At 72.3% G+C, this 17,834-nt stretch carries 17 protein-coding genes; 11 read left to right on the plus strand and 6 right to left on the minus strand.

Annotated features, from left to right (window positions below; genetic code table 11):
* The first annotated feature begins 123 nt into the window (after positions 1-123).
* From M1R94_RS01180 to M1R94_RS01190, 3 genes are read left to right on the plus strand one after another with little or no spacing between them, the layout of a single operon-like run.
* A complete protein-coding gene (locus M1R94_RS01180) occupies positions 124-987 on the plus strand; it encodes an ABC transporter ATP-binding protein (RefSeq protein WP_249379829.1) in 864 nt (287 codons plus the stop codon).
* Positions 984-2,081: an ABC transporter permease gene (locus M1R94_RS01185; protein ID WP_249379830.1), complete on the plus strand. Its 1,098-nt coding sequence runs from the start codon at positions 984-986 to the stop codon at positions 2,079-2,081. Before M1R94_RS01180 ends, M1R94_RS01185 begins: the two co-directional genes overlap by 4 nt.
* Positions 2,078-3,145 carry an ABC transporter permease gene (locus tag M1R94_RS01190; protein WP_249379831.1) on the plus strand — a complete coding sequence of 356 codons (1,068 nt, stop codon included), beginning with the start codon at positions 2,078-2,080 and terminating at the stop codon, positions 3,143-3,145. Before M1R94_RS01185 ends, M1R94_RS01190 begins: the two co-directional genes overlap by 4 nt.
* 87 nt (positions 3,146-3,232) lie before the next feature.
* Here M1R94_RS01190 and M1R94_RS01195 read toward each other — a convergent pair whose 3' ends face one another.
* The 3 genes from M1R94_RS01195 to M1R94_RS01205 all read right to left on the minus strand — a co-directional run bounded on the left by M1R94_RS01195 (position 3,233) and on the right by M1R94_RS01205 (position 7,030).
* Positions 3,233-4,201: a magnesium and cobalt transport protein CorA gene (locus M1R94_RS01195; protein WP_249379832.1), complete on the minus strand. Its 969-nt coding sequence runs from the start codon at positions 4,199-4,201 to the stop codon at positions 3,233-3,235.
* A gap of 199 nt (positions 4,202-4,400) precedes the next feature.
* Entirely contained in the window at positions 4,401-6,062 is a 1,662-nt protein-coding gene (locus tag M1R94_RS01200) for an ABC transporter permease (RefSeq protein ID WP_249379833.1), read from the minus strand.
* Positions 6,059-7,030, minus strand: coding sequence for an ABC transporter ATP-binding protein (locus M1R94_RS01205; RefSeq protein WP_249379834.1), 972 nt, complete (start codon positions 7,028-7,030; stop codon positions 6,059-6,061). The genes M1R94_RS01200 and M1R94_RS01205 overlap by 4 nt, the downstream gene beginning before the upstream one ends.
* A 314-nt stretch (positions 7,031-7,344) precedes the next feature.
* Here M1R94_RS01205 and M1R94_RS01210 point away from each other — a divergent pair, with 314 nt between their 5' ends.
* The 5 genes from M1R94_RS01210 to M1R94_RS01230 all read left to right on the plus strand — a co-directional run bounded on the left by M1R94_RS01210 (position 7,345) and on the right by M1R94_RS01230 (position 11,525).
* Positions 7,345-7,851, plus strand: a complete 507-nt coding sequence (locus M1R94_RS01210; protein ID WP_249379835.1) for a glycosyltransferase family protein — start codon at positions 7,345-7,347, stop codon at positions 7,849-7,851.
* Positions 7,852-8,022: 171 nt separating this feature from the next.
* Complete coding sequence (locus M1R94_RS01215) at positions 8,023-8,979, plus strand: ABC transporter ATP-binding protein (RefSeq protein ID WP_249379836.1); 957 nt, start codon at positions 8,023-8,025, stop codon at positions 8,977-8,979.
* Positions 8,966-9,892, plus strand: a complete 927-nt coding sequence (locus tag M1R94_RS01220) for an ABC transporter permease (RefSeq protein WP_249379837.1) — start codon at positions 8,966-8,968, stop codon at positions 9,890-9,892. Before M1R94_RS01215 ends, M1R94_RS01220 begins: the two co-directional genes overlap by 14 nt.
* Positions 9,889-10,800 carry an ABC transporter ATP-binding protein gene (locus M1R94_RS01225; protein ID WP_249379838.1) on the plus strand — a complete coding sequence of 304 codons (912 nt, stop codon included), beginning with the start codon at positions 9,889-9,891 and terminating at the stop codon, positions 10,798-10,800. The genes M1R94_RS01220 and M1R94_RS01225 overlap by 4 nt, the downstream gene beginning before the upstream one ends.
* Positions 10,797-11,525 (plus strand): ABC transporter permease subunit, encoded by a 729-nt coding sequence (locus tag M1R94_RS01230; protein WP_249379839.1) that lies wholly within the window; start codon positions 10,797-10,799, stop codon positions 11,523-11,525. Before M1R94_RS01225 ends, M1R94_RS01230 begins: the two co-directional genes overlap by 4 nt.
* Positions 11,526-11,618: 93 nt before the next feature.
* On the opposite strand, the gene M1R94_RS01235 is transcribed toward M1R94_RS01230, so the two are convergent.
* Positions 11,619-12,311, minus strand: a complete 693-nt coding sequence (locus tag M1R94_RS01235) for a winged helix-turn-helix transcriptional regulator (RefSeq protein WP_249379840.1) — start codon at positions 12,309-12,311, stop codon at positions 11,619-11,621.
* 81 nt (positions 12,312-12,392) lie between these two features.
* Here M1R94_RS01235 and M1R94_RS01240 point away from each other — a divergent pair, with 81 nt between their 5' ends.
* Positions 12,393-13,064, plus strand: coding sequence for a maleylpyruvate isomerase family mycothiol-dependent enzyme (locus M1R94_RS01240; protein ID WP_249379841.1), 672 nt, complete (start codon positions 12,393-12,395; stop codon positions 13,062-13,064).
* Positions 13,061-13,720, plus strand: coding sequence for a maleylpyruvate isomerase family mycothiol-dependent enzyme (locus M1R94_RS01245; RefSeq protein ID WP_249379842.1), 660 nt, complete (start codon positions 13,061-13,063; stop codon positions 13,718-13,720). The genes M1R94_RS01240 and M1R94_RS01245 overlap by 4 nt, the downstream gene beginning before the upstream one ends.
* 152 nt (positions 13,721-13,872) lie before the next feature.
* On the opposite strand, the gene M1R94_RS01250 is transcribed toward M1R94_RS01245, so the two are convergent.
* Both M1R94_RS01250 and M1R94_RS01255 read right to left on the minus strand, forming a co-directional pair.
* Positions 13,873-15,444, minus strand: a complete 1,572-nt coding sequence (locus M1R94_RS01250) for a CYTH and CHAD domain-containing protein (protein ID WP_249379843.1) — start codon at positions 15,442-15,444, stop codon at positions 13,873-13,875.
* A gap of 47 nt (positions 15,445-15,491) precedes the next feature.
* Complete coding sequence (locus tag M1R94_RS01255) at positions 15,492-16,805, minus strand: glycoside hydrolase family 10-like protein (protein ID WP_249379844.1); 1,314 nt, start codon at positions 16,803-16,805, stop codon at positions 15,492-15,494.
* Between the two features lie 403 nt (positions 16,806-17,208).
* Between M1R94_RS01255 and M1R94_RS01260 the strand changes: the two genes are divergently transcribed.
* Positions 17,209-17,823 carry a GNAT family N-acetyltransferase gene (locus M1R94_RS01260; RefSeq protein ID WP_249379845.1) on the plus strand — a complete coding sequence of 205 codons (615 nt, stop codon included), beginning with the start codon at positions 17,209-17,211 and terminating at the stop codon, positions 17,821-17,823.
* Positions 17,824-17,834: the final 11 nt, after the last annotated feature.

A 17,834-nucleotide genomic window follows, 5' to 3' on the forward strand; every position in this document is an offset into this window, starting at 1 on the left:
GTGGGCAGGTGGGCGCAATCTCCCTCCCCGCCCGGTGCTCACGGCCTACTCTCGAACCAGGCCCGCAGACCGCTGCTCCCGCTCCGGGGTGGACCTGATCTCAGCCGCGAGAAGGACGAGCCGGTGACCGAAGCCGCGATCAGTGTGCAGGGACTGCGCTACTCCTACGGCGACCTGGAGGCCGTCAAGGGAATCTCCTTCGACGTCGCCCCCGGGGAGATCCTCGGCTTCCTCGGCCCCAACGGTGCGGGCAAGTCCACCACGATCAAGATGCTCACGGGGCAGCTCCCCCCGAGCGGCGGGTCCGCGACCGTCCTCGGCTACGACGTGGGCACCGGCAGCTCGCAGATGCAGGCGCGCATCGGCGTGTGCTTCGAGGAGAAGAACCTCTACGTCACCATGTCGGCCAAGGAGAACCTCGAGTTCTTCGCCTCGCTCTACGGGATCAAGAACCCCGACGCCGACGGCGTGCTCCGACGGGTCGGCCTGGCCGACCGGGCGACGGACCGGGTCAAGACGTTCTCCAAGGGCATGCGACAGCGGATGATGATCTCCCGCGCCTTCATCAACACCCCGGACGTGCTCTTCCTGGACGAGCCGACCGACGGCCTGGACCCCACCACCGCGGCCGCCATCCGGACCACGATCCAGGAGGAGGCCGACCGCGGGGTGGCGGTGCTGCTCACCACCCATGACATGTTCGAGGCCGACCAGCTCTCCGACCGCGTCGCGTTCATCAACGGCGGCGAGATCGTTGCCCTGGACACCCCCGAGAACCTCAAGCTCGCCTACGGCTCGCGCTCGGTCAAGGTCCGGCTGCGTGACGGGGACGGCGTGCGCGAGGAGAACCTGCCGCTCGACGACGGGAGTGCCTCGGCCCGCCTCGCGGAGCTGGCGACCTCGCCCGCGCTGCTGACGATGCACACCGAGGAAGCGACGCTCGAGCACATCTTCATCCAGCTCACCGGCCGAGGGCTGGCGGGGTGAACCGGCGCGTGTCCCGCCCGGCGATCGTCGCCTCGATCGTCCGCAAGGACTTCACCGAGTTCTCCAGGGACCTGCTGTACATCTTCCTGTCGGTCCTGGGTCTGGTGCTCTTCGCCGTCACCTACTACCTGGTCCCGGACACCGTCGACGAGACACTGACCGTCGGGGTGCACCAGACGGGCCTGGACGAGCTCTTCGACCAGCTCGACGCCTCCGAGGCCGACGGGCTGGCCCTCGTGCAGTACGCCGGCGGTGACGAGCTCGCGGCGGCCGTCCACGACGGGGACGTGATGGTCGGCCTCGCCTTCCCGGAGGGCTTCCTCGAGGCCGCGACGGCCGGGGAGCAGCCGACCGTGACCGTCTACAGCGACGCCGCGGTCCCGCCGGAGGTCACCGGGGCGGTCCAGTCGATGGTCCGTGAGATCGCCTACGCCCTCACCGGGCACGGGCTCCCCGTCACGGAGCCGGCCGAGGAGTCGATCGTCCTGGGCATCGACCGCGCGGGAGACCAGACTTCCATGCGCGACCTCATGCTGCCGATGCTGGTGTTCTTCATCCTGATGATCGAGACGTTCGCGCTCTCGTCGTTGATCGCGAACGAGGTCCTCAACCGGACGGTCACGGCGGTGCTGGTCACGCCCGCCCGGGTGAGCGACTTCCTGACCGCGAAGACCATCTACGGGACCCTGCTCACCGGCGGCCAGGCGGTGCTGCTGCTCCTGGTGCTGCAGGCCTTCACGCTGGGCAACCTCGGCATCCTGCTGGCGACGGTGCTGCTCGGGGCCGTCATGTTCACCGGGATCGGCATGATCGCCGGGTCGGCGGGCAAGGACTTCTTCAGCACGCTGTTCCTCACCATGGCCTTCGTCCTGCCGCTGATGATCCCGACGTTCTCGGTGCTGTTCCCGGGCACCGCGGCGGGCTGGGTGCAGGCCATGCCCTCGTACCCGATCATCGACACGCTGAACGAGGTGCTGACGTACGGAGCCGGATGGTCCGACGTCGTCGGCTCCCTCGGCGCCGCCCTGGCCTGGGTGACGGTGATCTTCGTCATCGGCCTCCTTGTGCTGCGGCGGAAGGTGAGGTCGCTGTGAGCCTGTCCCGGATCTGGGTGATCCTGCGCAAGGACCTGGCCCTCGGCCCGCGGTCTCCGATCTTCCTGTACGCCGTCGCGCTGCCCGTCGTGCTGACCGCGATCTTCCAGCTCGCGTTCGGCTCGCTGTTCGACCCCGAGCCCCGGATGGCGGTCGTGGACGACGGCGCCTCGCAGATCACCTCCTCATTGCGCGAGCTTGAAGGCGTCGAGCTCACCGTGCTGGACAGCGCCGAGGCGCTGCGGCAGGGCGTCGAGGCGAACGACCACGACGTCGGCCTGGTGCTGCCCGCCGGGTTCGACGACGCCGTCCGTGCCGGCCAGGAGCCGCCGCTCGAGATGTATGTCAGCGGCGGCTCCCTCGCCGCCGACCGGATGATCCTCAGCGTCACGACGATCGACCTGATCCGCGCCGTCGAGGGCGGAGCGCCCCCGGTCGACGTCGAGCTGGTCCAGACCGGCGACGCCGGCCTGCCGATCTCCGTCCGCCTGGTGCCCGTGCTCGTCATGTACGCGCTGTTCGTCGCGGGCACGTTCGTCCCCGCGTCGAGCATCGTCGACGAGAAGATCCGCGGGACCCTCACGGCCATCCTCGTCACTCCCGCCAGGGTCAGCGAGGTGCTCGCGGCCAAGGCCTCCCTGGGAGTGCTGCTCGCCTTCCTGATGTCCGTCGTCACGCTGCTCCTGAACGGCGCCGTCGGGAGCAGCTGGGCGCACCTGCTCGTCGTGGTACTCCTCGGTGCGACGTTCACGGCCCTGCTCGGGCTGCTGATCGGGACGGTCGCCAAGGACGGCGCGACGCTCTTCACGATCGTCAAGAGCAGCGGCATCCTCATCTTCGGCCCCGTGATCTTCTACCTGTTCCCCGAGTGGCCGCAGTGGATCGCCCGCCTGTTCCCGACCTACTGGGTGATCGACCCGATCTGGCGCGTCGCGGTGCTCGGCGAAGGGCTGGCCGACGTCTGGGTGCCGATGGTCGTGGCGGTCGGCCTCGGAGGGCTGCTCGTGCTCCTGGTCAGGCGGCTCTCGGGGCGCATGCTCGCCCGGGCCACGGCCGCGTCGTAGCGCGACACGCGGTTCGAGCGTCGAGAGCGCCAGCTCGGCGTGGAGGCCCTCGTGCACCATCCGTACGTCGACGTGGGAGATGCCGCCTCACAACCACCCGACCCGACGGAAGTTCCAGTGGAGCACCCCGACAGCCGCGACCATGAGGGCCAGCGCGAAGGCGTAGCCGAACGGCCAGCCGAGCTCGGGGAAGTGGCGGAAGTTCATGCCGTACACCCCAGTGATGACCGTCGGCGCGGCCGCGATCGCGGCCCACGACGACACCTTCTGCAGGATCACGTTCTGCCGGACCGTGACGCGCGCCAGGTTGGCGCTCAGCAGACCTTCCAGGCGGCCCGAGAGCATCACCACCTCCTCGGACAGGCGACGGGCGTGGTCACCGGCATCTCGCAGGAGGGCGCGCACGGCCTCCGGGGACATCACCGGTTCACCTCGCTCAAGCGTGTCGAACACGGCGAGCACCGGATGCACGGTCCGACCGAGCCGGTCAACCCGGCGATGGTGCAGGTAGATGGCCTCGCTCTGGTCGCGATCCCCCTGGAAGACGGCCTGCTCGATCCGCTCGGCCCCGTCCAGCAGGAGGTCGACCACCCGCTCGCCGTCATCGACCACCGTGTCGAGCACCGCCCACAGGACGATCATCGGTCCGAGCGCCGTGACCGCCGGGTGCCCGTCGATCCGCCGGCGGACACCGCTGAGGACGCCGCCTGCTGTACGGCTGACCACGATGGCATACCGCGCTCCGAGGAAGACGTCGAGCTCGACCACGTCGAGCTGTCCCGAGTCCTGGTCGTAGAGGGCCGCCTTGACGACCACGAACAGGCAGTCGCCGTACTCCTCCAGCTTCGGACGCTGGTGGCCCTCGAGCGCGTCCTCCACGGCCAGCGCAGGGAGATCGAAGCACTCGCTGAGCTCGTCGAGCTCCTCGCGAGCGGGTTCGCTCACCGCGAGCCACACGAACCCCGGCCCTCGCAGGGACAGGCGTGCGGCGTCCGGGATGCTCATCGCCTCTGAGCCGCGAGCGCTGGCGTGGTACCACGCGGAGTCGACGATCACGGCCGATCCAGCCTCCGAAGCCGAAGGAGCACGCCGCCAGGGGGTCCACCAGACGAGGGCGTCGCCGCCGAGCGTAATCGGCATCGGCGGTCAGTGGCCAGAGCGTCAGGCAGCACGTCGCCCGTGGCCCGTCGGGACGGACCGGCACGGCGAGCGGTGAAGGTCGGTCGCCCGCGAGAGACCGACGGCACATCGGCGGTCACTGACCGTTCCCCTCAGACCGGGTCGGGTCCGGCGCCCTCTCCGCGCGCGCACGCGTCCCGGGACGCATCGCCTCGAGCGTCCACCGGAACCGCAGCACCACGACGACCGCAGCTCCGAGCGTCCACAGCGCGATCACCCCCAGGTGCCACCAGCCGACGCCCAGCCCGGCCGTCACCTCGGTCATCGCCCGGGTCGCGTGCCGCAGCGGGAACACCCAGGTGAGCCGTTCCAGCCAGTCCGGGAACACCACGCCCTGCAGGAAGACGTCCGAGACGAAGGACAGCGGCAGCAACGTGCCCAGGGTCACCCCGACGACGGCCTGCCCGCTCGGGACCAGGGACAGCACAGCCAGCCCCAGCACCGCGAAGCACACCGCCGCGACGACGAACACCCCGACCATCACGGGCCACGACGCCGGCACCCCGGCGCCGTACATGACCATGGCCAGGGCCCACGCGGCCAGCAGGGTCAGCACCGAGACCACGAGCGCCGCGACGACCCGGCCGGTCAGCAGCGCCCACGCGGGCACCGGGGTGCCGCGCAGCCGTTTGAGCACACCGCGCTCACGGTCCTCGGCCAGGCCCTGCGGCATGTTGACGTACGCCGTCACACCTGCCCCGTAGACCGCCATGGTCACGGCGAAGAACGCACCGAGGGTCAGGCCCGAGTCGCCCAGCTGCTGCGTTCCACCACCGTTGACGACCGGGATCACCGCCACCAGCAGCACGGGGAAGACGACGGCGAAGAAGGCCGACGACGGGTCGCGCCACAGCACCCGCTGGCCGTGGCCCACCTGGGAGCCGAGCACCTGCCGGGCCGAGACCGACCCGGTGCGGCGAGGCCGGACGTCGTCGGCGTGCGCCCTGCCGGGGGAGGTGCCGGTCGCGGACGCCCGGTCCTGACCGTGCCGCAGCCCCCACACCGCGAGCGCCGCACCCACGAGCCCCCACAGGACGATCACACCCAGGTGGTCCCAGGCCCACCCGCTGCCGTCCAGGTACGGGTTGAACCCGTCACCGAGGGCGTTGACGAGGTGCTTGAGCGGGAACACCCACCCCAGGGTCGACATCCAGCCGGGCATGCCGTCGCCGAAGGCGAAGATGTCGGAGACGAACGCCAGCACGATGGCCACGCCGTTGGTCACCGCCGTCGTCGCCTGCGGCGGCAGCCAGGCCGCGGCAGCCAGGCCCAGCGCGCTGAAGGACACCCCGGCGACGAGCAGGGTCACGACCACCGCGGGCAGGGTCCGGCCGATCAGCTGCACCCCGTAGAACGCGACCCCCGTCGCCACGACGAGCACGGTCGCCAGCAGGCCGAGCAGCACCGCGGCCCCGATCCGCCCACCGAGCAGCCCCCACCGCGGCAGCGGCGTCCCCGCCTGCCGCCGCAGCACCCCACCGGCCTGGGCCTCGGCGAACCCGATGGCCAGGAACGAGAACGTCGCCATCACCACGCCGAAGGACGCGAACGCGGGGGCGAGGAACTGCGCCACCCGGATGCCCGCGCGGGCGTCGATCGTCTCGTTGCCCACGAACGCGGCCACGATGAGGAAGAACACGAGCGGGAAGGCGATCGACAGGATCATCGTGATCGGTGTGCGGGTCAGGGCCACGAGCTCGTGGCGGACCTGCCGGCCGAGCAGCCCGATGTCGTTCACGGTGCTGCCTCGCCCGTGGCCGCCCCCTCGGGGGTCGTCCCGGCGGCGTGCAGCCCGTTGCCGTCGGGCTCCTCGGAGCCCACCAGGTCGAGGTACACGTCCTCCAGGCTCGGGCGGGTCAGCGACAGCCCCTCGAGCTCGATGCCACGGGCGACCGCCCAGCCCGCGAGCGCTGCGACGTCGGCCGTCGCGGCACGCGTCCGCACGTCCACGACCGAACCTGCCACCCGCAGGTCCTGGCCCACCCGGGGGAGGTCGGCGACCTCAGCCCCGGCGGGCAGCCTGAAGGACACCACGGTCGCGAGCCCCGCTGTCGCCGCGAGCTGCTCGGCGGTGCCCTGGGCGACGACCTTCCCGTGGTCGATGACCACCAGGCGGTCGGCGAGGTGCTCGGCCTCGTCCAGGTAGTGGGTGGTCAGCAGGATCGTCGCGCCGAGCGAGCGCAGCCCGTCCACCACGTCCCACGCGCGGCGGCGGGCCGACGGGTCGAACCCGGTGGTCGGCTCGTCGAGGAACAGGAGCTCGGGGTCACCCACGATCCCCAGGGCGAGGTCCAGCCGGCGTCGCTGCCCGCCCGACAGGCTGCGCACCTTCGCATCGGCCTTCTCCTGCAGGCCGACCAGCGTGAGCACCTCCTCGACCGGCCGGGGCGAGGGGTACCAGCCGGCGTGCAGGCGGAGCAGCTCCCGGGGGCTGAACTGCTCCTCGAAGCCCGCCTCCTGGAGCACGATCCCGACACGCTCACGGAACGCGCGACCTCCCGTGCGCGGGTCGACGCCCAGCACCTCCACACGTCCCGCGTCCGGTGTCCGGTAGCCCTCGAGGATCTCGACCGTGGTCGTCTTGCCCGCGCCGTTGGGCCCGAGCAGCGCGACCACCTCCCCGGTCGCAACCGTCAGGTCCAGGCCGTCCACGGCCCTGACCTCCCCGTACCCCTTGTGCAGGCCCTCGACGACGACGGCGTTCACGGTGCACCTCCCGGTGATCGGCTCACCCCCCGTTCTACCGGCACCACCCCTCCCACGGCAGCCACTTACGCCCCCCGATCACCCCCCAACGGTCTCCGCCTGTCCCCCTCCCCACCCCCGAGCGGCAGAGGACGCACATCTGCACCCAGAACGCACTGGCGACCGTGCGACCTCGCTGCGGATGTGCGACCTCACGACAGGCAAGTGGGTGGTGTTCAGCGCGAGGGCTGGGTCCTTCCCGGGGTCTACGTCGTCCGGCAGCATGGGCGGCATGCGCGTGCTGCGGAACATCAGGTCCTCGACGCCGTGACGCGGTGCGCGTCCTGGCCACCACGCGCCAGGGGCCCGACGTCACGGCGGCCGGGCTCGAGCACGTCGCCTACCGCCGTCCCCGGCCCTGGTCGGGCCAGCAGCCTCGACCGTCGACCCGCGCCGCGGTGGACTTCCTGGCGATGGTCGGCGACCGCGCCTACGGCCGCGACCTGGCCGAGACGCTCGCCACCCGCCCCGCCGACGTCGTCATGGTCGACGCCATGATCCCGGCAGCATCCCTCGCCGCGGCCCGTCTGGGCGTGCCGAACGCCGTGCTCATGCACACGTTCGCCCGGTTCTTCCTGTCCCCCGCGCTCGAGGCGGCGGGCCGGCTGCGCGGGTTCTCCCCGCGACGGGCGTGGGCTCGCGCGTCGGCGGTCCTGGTGGTGTCGGACGCCGAGCTCGACCCCGCGCACGGCACGGCGCGGGCGGCCTCGTTCGAGTGGACCGGCGTCGCGGAGCAGCACCCTACGGCCCTGCCCCGCGAGAGCACCCCGAGGACGGGGTGACCCGCCACCGCCCCCTCCGCCCAGAACGCACATCTGCACCGAGGACGCACCGGCCATCGTGCGACGTCGCTGCAGATGTGCGACCTCGCGCGGGCCGACGGCGGACCTCAGGGTGATCTCAGGGTGGTAACCCATGGCGCCGGGCACCTCGGAGCCACCAGGATCGTCCTCATGGTCACCAGCCAGACGGACAGCGCAGCGGTGCCGTCCGTCCAGGTCGAGGGGCTGACGCGCACCTTCGGACCGGTCACCGCGCTCGCCGACCTCACCGTCGCGATGCCGCAGGGCGTCGTCGGGCTGGTCGGGGCCAACGGCGCCGGCAAGTCGACCCTGATCAAGATCCTGCTGGGCCTGCTGCCCGCCACCTCGGGACGCGCCGAGGTGCTCGGCCTGGACTGCGCGACCGACGGCCTGGAGATCCGCGGCCTCGTGGGCTACATGCCCGAGAGCGACTGCCTGCCGCCCGACGTCTCGGCCACCGAGCTCATCGTGCACCTGGCGCGCATGTCCGGGCTGCCGACGGCGGTCGCCCGCGAGCGCACCGCCGACACGCTGCGCCACGTCGGCCTGTACGAGGAGCGCTACCGGCCCATCGGCGGCTACTCCACCGGCATGAAGCAGCGGGTCAAGCTCGCCCAGGCGCTCGTGCACGACCCCCGGCTGGTGCTGCTCGACGAACCGACCAACGGTCTGGACCCGGCCGGACGCGACGAGATGCTCGCCCTGATCCAGCGGATCAGCACCGAGTTCTCGATCGCCGTGGTGGTGACCTCCCACCTCCTCGGCGAGCTCGAGCGCATCGCCGACCACGTCGTGGTCATCGAGAGCGGCGTGCTGCAGCGGTCGACCTCGACGGCGGACGCCACCGGGTACAGCGGCGTGCTGCTGGTCGAGGTCACCGACCGCGGGCCCGAGCTCGCCGCGCTGCTGCGGGCCGCCGGGGCGCAGGTGGTGGCGAGCGGCTCGGCGGACTCCTTCACCGTCGAGCTCGCCGACGAGAGCGTGCTCGACACGCTCCAGGCCGGCGCCGCCGACCTCGAGGTCGGGCTGGTGCGCATGCAGCGCCGCCGGCACCACCTCACCGAGATCTTCAGCGACCGGACGGAGGGCGAGCGTGCCCGCCACTGAACCCGTCGCCACGCCCGGGCCTGCCGCAGCCGGACCGGGCGACGACGTCATCCACGACATCGGCTTCCGCCACTACGACGGGCCCCGCCTGGGCCGCGCCTGGGTGGTGCGCTCCCTCCTGGTCGAGACGGTGCGCGGGTGCTTCGGCCTGGGCCGACCCGCCCGGTCCAAGGTCATGCCCTGGTCGCTGATCGGCATCCTCCTGATCCCGCCGCTGATCATCGCGCTGTCGATCCTGCTGATCGGAGGGGACGAGCTGCCCGTCACCTACACCCAGTACCCCAACGCGCTGCAGCTCGTCGTGTCCCTCTTCGTCGCGGGCGCCGCGCCGTACTGCGTGTCCCGGGACCTGCGCCACGGCGTCATGCCGCTGTACCTGTCCCGGCCGATGATGCGCACCGACTACGTGCTCGCCAAGTTCGCCGGCCTGGCCCTCGCGGTGCTCGGCGTGCTGGCCCTGGCCCAGACCCTGCTGCTCATCGGCGCGCTGCTGGCCAAGCTCCCGGTCGGGGCCCAGCTCGTCGGGTGGGCGTCGGGCCTGCTCGTCTCGGTGGTGCTGGCCGTCCTGCTCAGTGCGATCACCCTGGTCGTGGCGGCGTTCACACCGCGGCGCGGGTTCGGCGTCGCCGCGATCATCACGATCCTCGTGGTGGTGAGCGGGGTGGCCGAGATGCTCACCGCGGTCGCGCAGGACCGTGGGCTCACCACGGCAGCGGCGTACCTGCCCGCTCTGGACCCGTTCAACCTCGTCGACGGGATCGCGGTGCGGCTGCTCGGCGCCGAGTCCGCCCGTGGTCATGACGTCCCACCCGGTGTGCTCGGTGGCCTCACCTTCCTCGTGGTCACCGCTGCCGTCGTCGCGGGCTGCCTCGCCCTGCTGATCCGCCGCTACCGGAAGGTGGGTGTGGTGTGAGCACCCTCGTCCTGGACGGCGTCTCGCGCTGGTACGGCAACGTGGTCGCCGCCAACGACGTGACGATGACCGTCGGCCCCGGGATCACCGGCCTGCTCGGCCCGAACGGCGCCGGCAAGTCCACGCTCATCGCGATGATGGGCGGGTTCCTCGCGCCCTCGGCCGGCACGGTGACCCTCGACGGCACCGCGGTGTGGCGCCACCCCGACATCTACCGCGCGATCGGCCTCGTCCCCGAGACCGAGGCGATGTACGACATGGTCACCGGCTGGCAGTTCGTGGTCGCCAACGCCCGGCTGCACGGGCTGCCCGACCCCGCCGCGGCGGCCCGCCGGGCACTCGAGACGGTCGAGATGATGGACGCCAAGGACCGCGAGATCGCGACCTACTCCAAGGGCATGAAGCAGCGGGTCAAGATGGCCACCGCCCTGGTGCACGACCCGTCCGTGCTCCTGCTCGACGAGCCGTTCAACGGGATGGACCCCCGCCAGCGCCTGCACCTCATGGACCTGCTGCGCCGGCTCGGGCAGGAGGGCCGGACCGTGCTGTTCAGCAGCCACATCCTCGAGGAGGTCGAGGAGATCGCCGGCACCATCGAGGTGCTCGTGGCGGGCCGGCACGCGGCGTCGGGCGACTTCCGCCGGATCCGGCGGCTGATGACCGAGCGACCGCACCAGTACACGATCGCCTCGAGCGACGACCGGCGGCTGGCTGCGGCGATCGTCGCCGACGGCGCCGCCGACACCGTCGACCTGAGCGGTGGGAGCCTGGCCGTCCGGGCGCCCGACGTCGGCAGGTTCGTCCACGCGCTGCCCCGGCTCGCCCGGGACAACGGGGTGCGGCTGCTCGAGGTCTCCCCGGCCGACGAGTCCCTCGAGAGCGTCTTCGCCTACCTGGTGGCCCGATGAACGCCGTCGTGATGCAGCTGACGCTGCGAGGCCTGCTCGGGCGACGTCGGGCGCTGCTGCTGCTCGTGCTCCCGGCGTTGCTGCTCGTGCTCGCGGGCATCGTCCGCTGGGCCTCGGGGGCCGACGTGTTCGCCACCGTGGGCCTGACCGAGAACTTCGCGTTCGGCACCCTGCTGCCGCTCATGTGCCTGCTCATCGGCACCGGGGTGATCGGTTCGGAGATCGACGACGGGTCGATCGTCTACCTGCTCGCCAAGCCGCTGCCACGCCGCACGATCATCCTGTCCAAGCTCGCCGTCGCCTGGGGCGCTGCGTTCGTGTTCGCGGTGCTCCCGCTCGTGGCGGCGGTCGAGATCGCCGGGGACGACGGCGGTCGGCTCGGCCTGGCGTACGGGGTCGCCGCGACGCTCGCCGCCCTGACCTACACCTCGCTCTTCGTCGCGCTGTCCGTGGTGACGCGCAACGCGGTGATCATCGGGCTGCTCTACGCGCTGCTCTGGGAGACCGTGCTGGGTGGCTACGTCCCCGGCATCCGCAACGTCAGCGTGCGGCAGTGGGCACTGGCGACCGCCGAGTCGATCCTGGGTGACTACGCCTACGTGTGGGGCGTGCTGTCCGCCGTCGGCCAGACCGCAGCCCTCGGCCTGCTGGCGGCGACGACCGTCGGTGCCGTGGTCCTGGCCGTGCGTCGCCTGGAGACCCTGCGGCTCACGGCGACCGACTGAGGACCCGGCCCCGGTCGCACATCTGCTGCGAGGACGCACTGGTGATCGTGCGATCTCGCTGCGGGTGTGCGATCTCGCGAGGGTCGGCAGCGCTCACCCGTCGCGCGAGGGGCCCTCGAGCGACGTCGCGTCGAGCAGCGCGCGCACCGCGTCGACGTCGCCCGACACGTGCACCTCCGGGAGCCGCTCGAGGGCGACGCCGCCGATCACGCACGCCTTCCAGTCGGCGGTCGAGGCCCGGACCTCGGCGTGTGCCACGACGGCCTCGGGCGATCTTCCGACCTCGGTGGCGCGCTCGGACACCCGGGCCAGGTAGGTCACCGGCTGGGCGTTCTCGTGCCGCGAGTCCGTCAGACGGAGCACGACCCGTCGCTCGTCGGCGCACCCGGGGACCGGCCGCGCGTGCGCACGCATCGCAAGGACCACCGTGTCGGGGCTCATGCCCGCCTCGCGTGGCAGGGCCGGTGAGGCCACCGCCCATCGGGACAGCGCGGTGTTGACCGCCTCGAGCGCATGGCCCCACTCGGTGAGCTCGTACACGTCGACGCGGCCCGGTGCCGGAAGCCGGCGTCGGCGGGCGATCCCGTAGCGCTCCAGGTCGTGCAGGCGCTGTGTCAGGACGGCGGGCCCGATCCCGATCACGTCCCGCTGGATGTCGGAGAACCGCTTGGGGCCCAGCAGCAGCTCCCTCACGACGATCATCGTCCAGCGCTCGCCGACGAGGTCGAGGGCGTGGGCGGCTGCGCAGCCGTCGTCGTACGACCCGTACGACCGTCGAGGGGCCATTGACAGATCGTACTACTGATGCCGTAGTTTTCACTACGAAATCAGTAGTGAACGACGTCGTCCGACCGAGAGAGAGCCGGCATGCGCACCTCCGCGGCAGAGATCTGGCACACCGTCCACGACGAGAGACGTCGTCTGCTCGCAGACCTCTCCGGGGCGCGACCCGAGCAGTGGCGCACACCGTCGCTCTGCCCCGGATGGGATGTCCACGACGTCCTGGCTCACCTGGTCGACACGGCGAGAACCGGTCGACTGACCTTCGTCCGTGAGCTGCTGAGCGCCCGGATGGACTTCGACCGCGCGAACGCCCGCGGTGTCACCCGGGAGCGGCGGGCGGACCCGCTCGACACCCTCGCCGCGCTCACCCGGGTCGCCGACCTCACCCGGACACCGCCTGCCGCCCTCGCCACCCGCCTGGTGGAGGCCATCGTGCACGGCGAGGACATCCGCCGACCCCTGGGGATCACCGGGTCCTACCCGGACGACGCGGTCGCACAGGCCCTGACGCACCAGCTCAAGACCCCGGTCTCCTTCGGCGGGGGCCGCGAGCGCGCGGCAGGCCTCCAGCTGGTCGACCGCCGGACGGGTGTCACCTGGGGCACCGGGGACGCCGTCGAGGCCGAGTCCCTCGACCTGCTCCTCGCGGTCTCCGGGCGCCCCGTGGACCGCGAGCGGCTCCGCGGGAGCGCAGCAGACCGGCTCGCCGACGCCGCGCAGGGCCGTGCGGGCGCTCACGAGGAGGGGGAGCGATGAGCCCGCGCGCCGACAGGAGGAAGCAGTCCGACGCCGACCTGTGGGTCCTCGCCCATGCCGAACGGGCCGCACTTGCCGAGGACCTGTCGACCCTCAGCGCCGAGCAGTGGCGGCACAGCACCCTGTGCGGGGAGTGGGACGTCGAAGAGGTCGTGGCCCACCTCGTCGCGGCAGCCAGCCTGGACCAGTGGCAGTGGCTGCGCAGCATGCTCGGTGCGCGGTTCCGCCCTGAGGTGCACAACCGGCGACGCCTGGCCGAGCACCGCGGCCGGACGCCCGCCGAGACCCTGGACCGCTTCCACGCCGTCGTCGAGAGCACCACGGCACCCTCGAGCCACACCCCGGCCTACCTGGGCGAGGTCGTCGTGCACGCCCAGGACATCCGCCGTCCGCTGGGGCTGACCCGCTCACCCGGGGTCGAGGCACTGACCGCCGTGGCGGACTTCTTCGCCCGACGCGACTTCACCGTGAACAGCCGCACGCACGTCGCCGGCCTGGAGCTACGCGCGGACGACGGCCCGTTCGCGGCAGGCTCGGGCGCACCGGTCACCGGCTCGAGCCTTGCCCTGGTCATGGCCATGGCCGGCCGCGAGGCGTACCTCGACGAGCTCGACGGACCAGGCGTCTCCGTCCTCCGCAGCCGCCTGACGCCCTAGGCCGACTCCGCCGAGGTCGCACATCCGCATCCAAGACGCACCGGTGACCGTACGACCTCGATGCGGATGTGCGACCTCGCGACGCGCACTGGTTGGGCATCACTCACGACGACGCGGGTCCGCTCGGCAGGAGGCGGCGACGGCGCCCGCGTTCACATCCAGCGCCGCAGCTTCTTGCGCGACGCCGCCCGCCAAGCCCGCTCGAACGCGGCGTCGGCGTCTCGGCGACGTCGACCCTCGAGAGCATGCAGGAGTCCCCAGGTGAACGCGTTCTCGCCGTCCAGATGTGCGCGGACGCCGATCTCGCGGGTCAGCGCCTGGGCGACGACGCTGTCGTGGTGCTCACCGAGGGCGTCCTGGACCTCCTCCATCGCGGCTGCGAAGCGCGTGGCCGGCCGCCCCGCGACCGCGACGAGGACCTCGGACGCGTAGCGGGTGCGCTTGGCCGCCTTGCGGCACTCGTGCAGGGCGGCGTCACGCTCCGGGCCCGGAGGCCACCGGCGAGCACGTGCAGACAGGTCGGCGAGGTCCCGGTACGCCTTCTCGACCCGGCGCGGCAGGACGGCGTCGGCCCTCTTGCGGGCCAGGTCGGTCCAGGGCGGCGAGTCCACGAGGTGGTCGAGCTGGTCGAGGAGACTCAGGTAGTGCTCCGTGTCGAGGTACGCGACGACGTCGCGGAGCGCCTGCCGGTAGCGGTCGTCCAGCTCCGACCGGAGCCTGCGCCGCACAGGCCCGATCACGAGCTCGACGTCCTGCTCCGCGAGGCTCGCCGCGAGCCGGTCACGCATCACCTCGGCGTCCCGGGCTCGTCCGAGCACCTCGCCCAGCTCCTTGAGGTCGGCACGCAGCGGATCGGTGACGGACCGGTCGAGCAACGGCCGGAACGTCCTGAGCGCGCTGCGGAGCCGTCGCGACGCGACCCGCATCTGGTGGACCGCGTCCGGCTGGTCGGCACGGACCTCGGGGTCGCGGTCCGTGAGCGCCGTGACCTGCTCGGCCAGGTGCGACCACACGACCGCCCCGGCACGTCGTCGGCCCAGGCCTGGACGCGGCCCCGCGGGGACCTCGGTCGCCAGCACGTGATCGAGCTTCGACGCCGACGACGCCGGGACGGCGCCGGCCCCGGTGAGCAGCGACCCCGCGGTCTCGAGGATGCTCGGGTCACCGTCGCGCAGCTCGACCTCCCACTCGCGCCAGGTCAGCTGCCGGTGCCTGTCCGACCCCCGCGAACCGGCAGAGTCCTCCGACACGTCCGACGCCGCAGACCCCTCGATCCCGTCCAGGGTCGTGCCCGTCACGTGGTCGTCGCAGACCTCCGCGAGGACGCGTCCCTGCGCATCGAGGAGCAGGTGCACGACCCGCTCGTTCACCACGGTCGCCACCGCGACGAGCGGCCGGTTGCGCACGACCGCACGCACCTGCGCGCGCAGCGTGGCCGGTACCGTCCGCACGGCCCGACCGAGCGGGAGGCGGGTCTCGGCGCGGGCACCGTCACCGGTGGGTCGTTTGAGGTGCCAGCCCTCGTCGGGGCCACCGGTCCGCCGGCGCAGGGTGGCCCCGGTCGCGACGAGCGCGAGGTCCGCGGTGTCGAAGTAGGTTGCGACCAGGTGGTGGCTCTCGGTCCGGACGTCGGCCACTCCCGGCAACCCGCTGAGGTCGGGTACCGGGACGGCATCGGCCGGGGCCTCGAGCTTGATCTCGCGCTCGATCTCGTCATGGACCATGCCTGCAGTCTCGTCCGAGAGTGGCCCGCCCGCTCCTCGTGCGCCGCTCACCCGGCGCCGACACCGGCTGAGACCTCGCCCCAGCCGGTCACCGCGAGGTCGCCCCACAACGCCCGGCCGGGCTCGGCAGTCGAGCCCTGGTAGGAGTACATGGCCACCGCGCCGCCGTGCTGCACGGCCAGTCGGACCTGCGTGAGGGCATCGGTGGGGCTGTTCAGGTACCCGGCGACACCCGGGACGATGCGCGTGCCCGTCCGGCCCCCGAGCTGCACCTGGTAGGTCAGCCATGTCCGCAGCCACGCCGCCTGGTCCGGCTCCGCCTCGCGGAAGTAGTTCATCGGCATCAGCACGTCCACCAGGCCGCTCCGCGCCCAGCCCTCCCAGTCCTGGAGCGCCTCGCGGTACGCGCGGGTGTCGGCGAACGACGCCGTCCCCGCGCCACCAGGGCCCTCCCCCCAGCTGATCACAGCGGCCGAGAGCAGCGGTGACCTCTCGCCGGCCCGGATCGCATCCCGGGCGGCCAGCAGCAGCGCGTCGACCTGCTCACGACGCCACTGCGACCACGACGGGTCCTGCGGCTCGGGGACCTCGATCGCACCCGTCTGCGCCTGGTACAGGGCGATCGCCCTCGGGTGGTAGCCGTGCCGCTCGGAGGCGTAGCGCACGTAGTCCAGGTGGATCCCGTCGACCGCGTACCGGGAGGCGATCTCACCGACGACCTCCGCGAGATGCTCGCGGACCTCGGGCAGCGCCGGGTCGAGGTACTCGTCCCACGTCCCGTCGACGGTGCGGGTCACCCACCGGTCGGCCTCCGGGGCCGAGACCCCGTGATCGGCGGTCACCCAGCCGTCCGGGGCGGGCAGGTCCGCGTACGACGCGTGCCAGGTAGGCGCGACCGGCACCCACGCGTGGACCTCGAGACCGGCCGCGTGCCCCTCCTCGAGCAGGGCCTCCAGGACGTCGAGACCCGGTTCGAGGGCGGGGTCCGCGGTGCGCGGGAGGACCTCGGAGCGGTAGTACGCGTCGTGACGCCGGACCACCTCGGCCACGACCGCCGTCGCGCCCGCGGACACCAGGTCGGCGACGACCCCCCGGATGGCCTCCCTGGTCTTCAGGGAGTCGTCGAACAGGTGGACCCAGACCGCTCGGGTCAGGGCGCTCTCGGCCGACGGCGGCGCGGGGACCTGCTCGGTCGGCGTGGGCGTCGGTTCCGGGAGGTTCGGCTCTGGCGCAGGCCCTGGCTGCGTCGGACCCGGATCGACCCCCGGTCCGGACGACGGCTCGTCCCCGGGCCCGCACCCGGTCGCCACGAGGCCGACGAGCACCACGAGACCGAGCACGAGACCCCGACCACGTCCCACGACAGCTCCCCGAAGGCTTCGACGCCAGCGCTGCAGAACACCATCGTCCCACCCGAGCCCAGGGCGGCTCTCCCGGCCCGCCGCCGAGGACGCACATCCACCGTGAGAACGCCCAGGCGATCGTGCGATCTCGCTGCAGACGTGCGACCTCGCCCTGGCCGGTCGGTGGGTGAGGGCGTCGCTGAGGGATCCGCCGACCGGACCAGGCACTCCGCACGCAGTCCGCCGTCGGTGCTGGTGATCGGCACTCCACCCGCTCTGGCCGGCGTCACGTGGGACGAACGGTCCTTGCCCGGTGGTGGGCACCGTTCCGATGCTGGGAGTACGGGAACCGAGGGAGGCACCGATGACGCCGTCGACACCTGCAACCCGCCCGACCGGGCCTCAGCACGACCGTCTGCCGGTGGAGGTGCGACGTCTCGCCCGCGAAGACCTCCCGGTGGCGGCGCGGATGTTCGCCGTCGCCTTCGACAGCGACCCGATGTCCCGCCTCATGCTCCCGGACGACGACCAGCGTCGCCGGTTCCTCGAGCGTGGGGGACGCCGCCAGATCGAGCGTGCGATCCCCCACCGGCACGTCTTCGGCGCCTACCACGACGGGACGCTGTGCGGGATCGCGGTCTGGCTGCCGCCGGGCGTGGCCGTCCGGTCGGCCGAGGCGATCCCAGCGTCCGCCGCCCTCCGAGCGCTGCGGGTGGGGCTGCGTCACCCGCGTCTCACGGTCCGCTACCTGCGGGCGAGGGCGGCCGCCATGAAGGCGCTCCACCAGTCCGGCGCCTGGCACCTGGCGTTCCTGGCGACCGACCCCCGCGTCCAGGGGCGCGGGGTGGCCCGCCGGCTGCTCGACCGGGTGCTGCGTCGCGCCGACGAGGACGCCGTCGGCGTGTGGCTCGAGACGTACGACCCCGCGAACCCGCCGATCTACGAGCGGTTCGACTTCCGGACCACCACGGAGCTCACCGGCAGTGGGGTGCTGCCGCGCCTGTGGCTCATGGAACGCCCGCCGGCGGACGGCTGACCGCCGGTCTC

This window comes from Actinotalea alkalitolerans (assembly GCF_023369855.1).
GTDB lineage: Bacteria > Actinomycetota > Actinomycetes > Actinomycetales > Cellulomonadaceae > Actinotalea.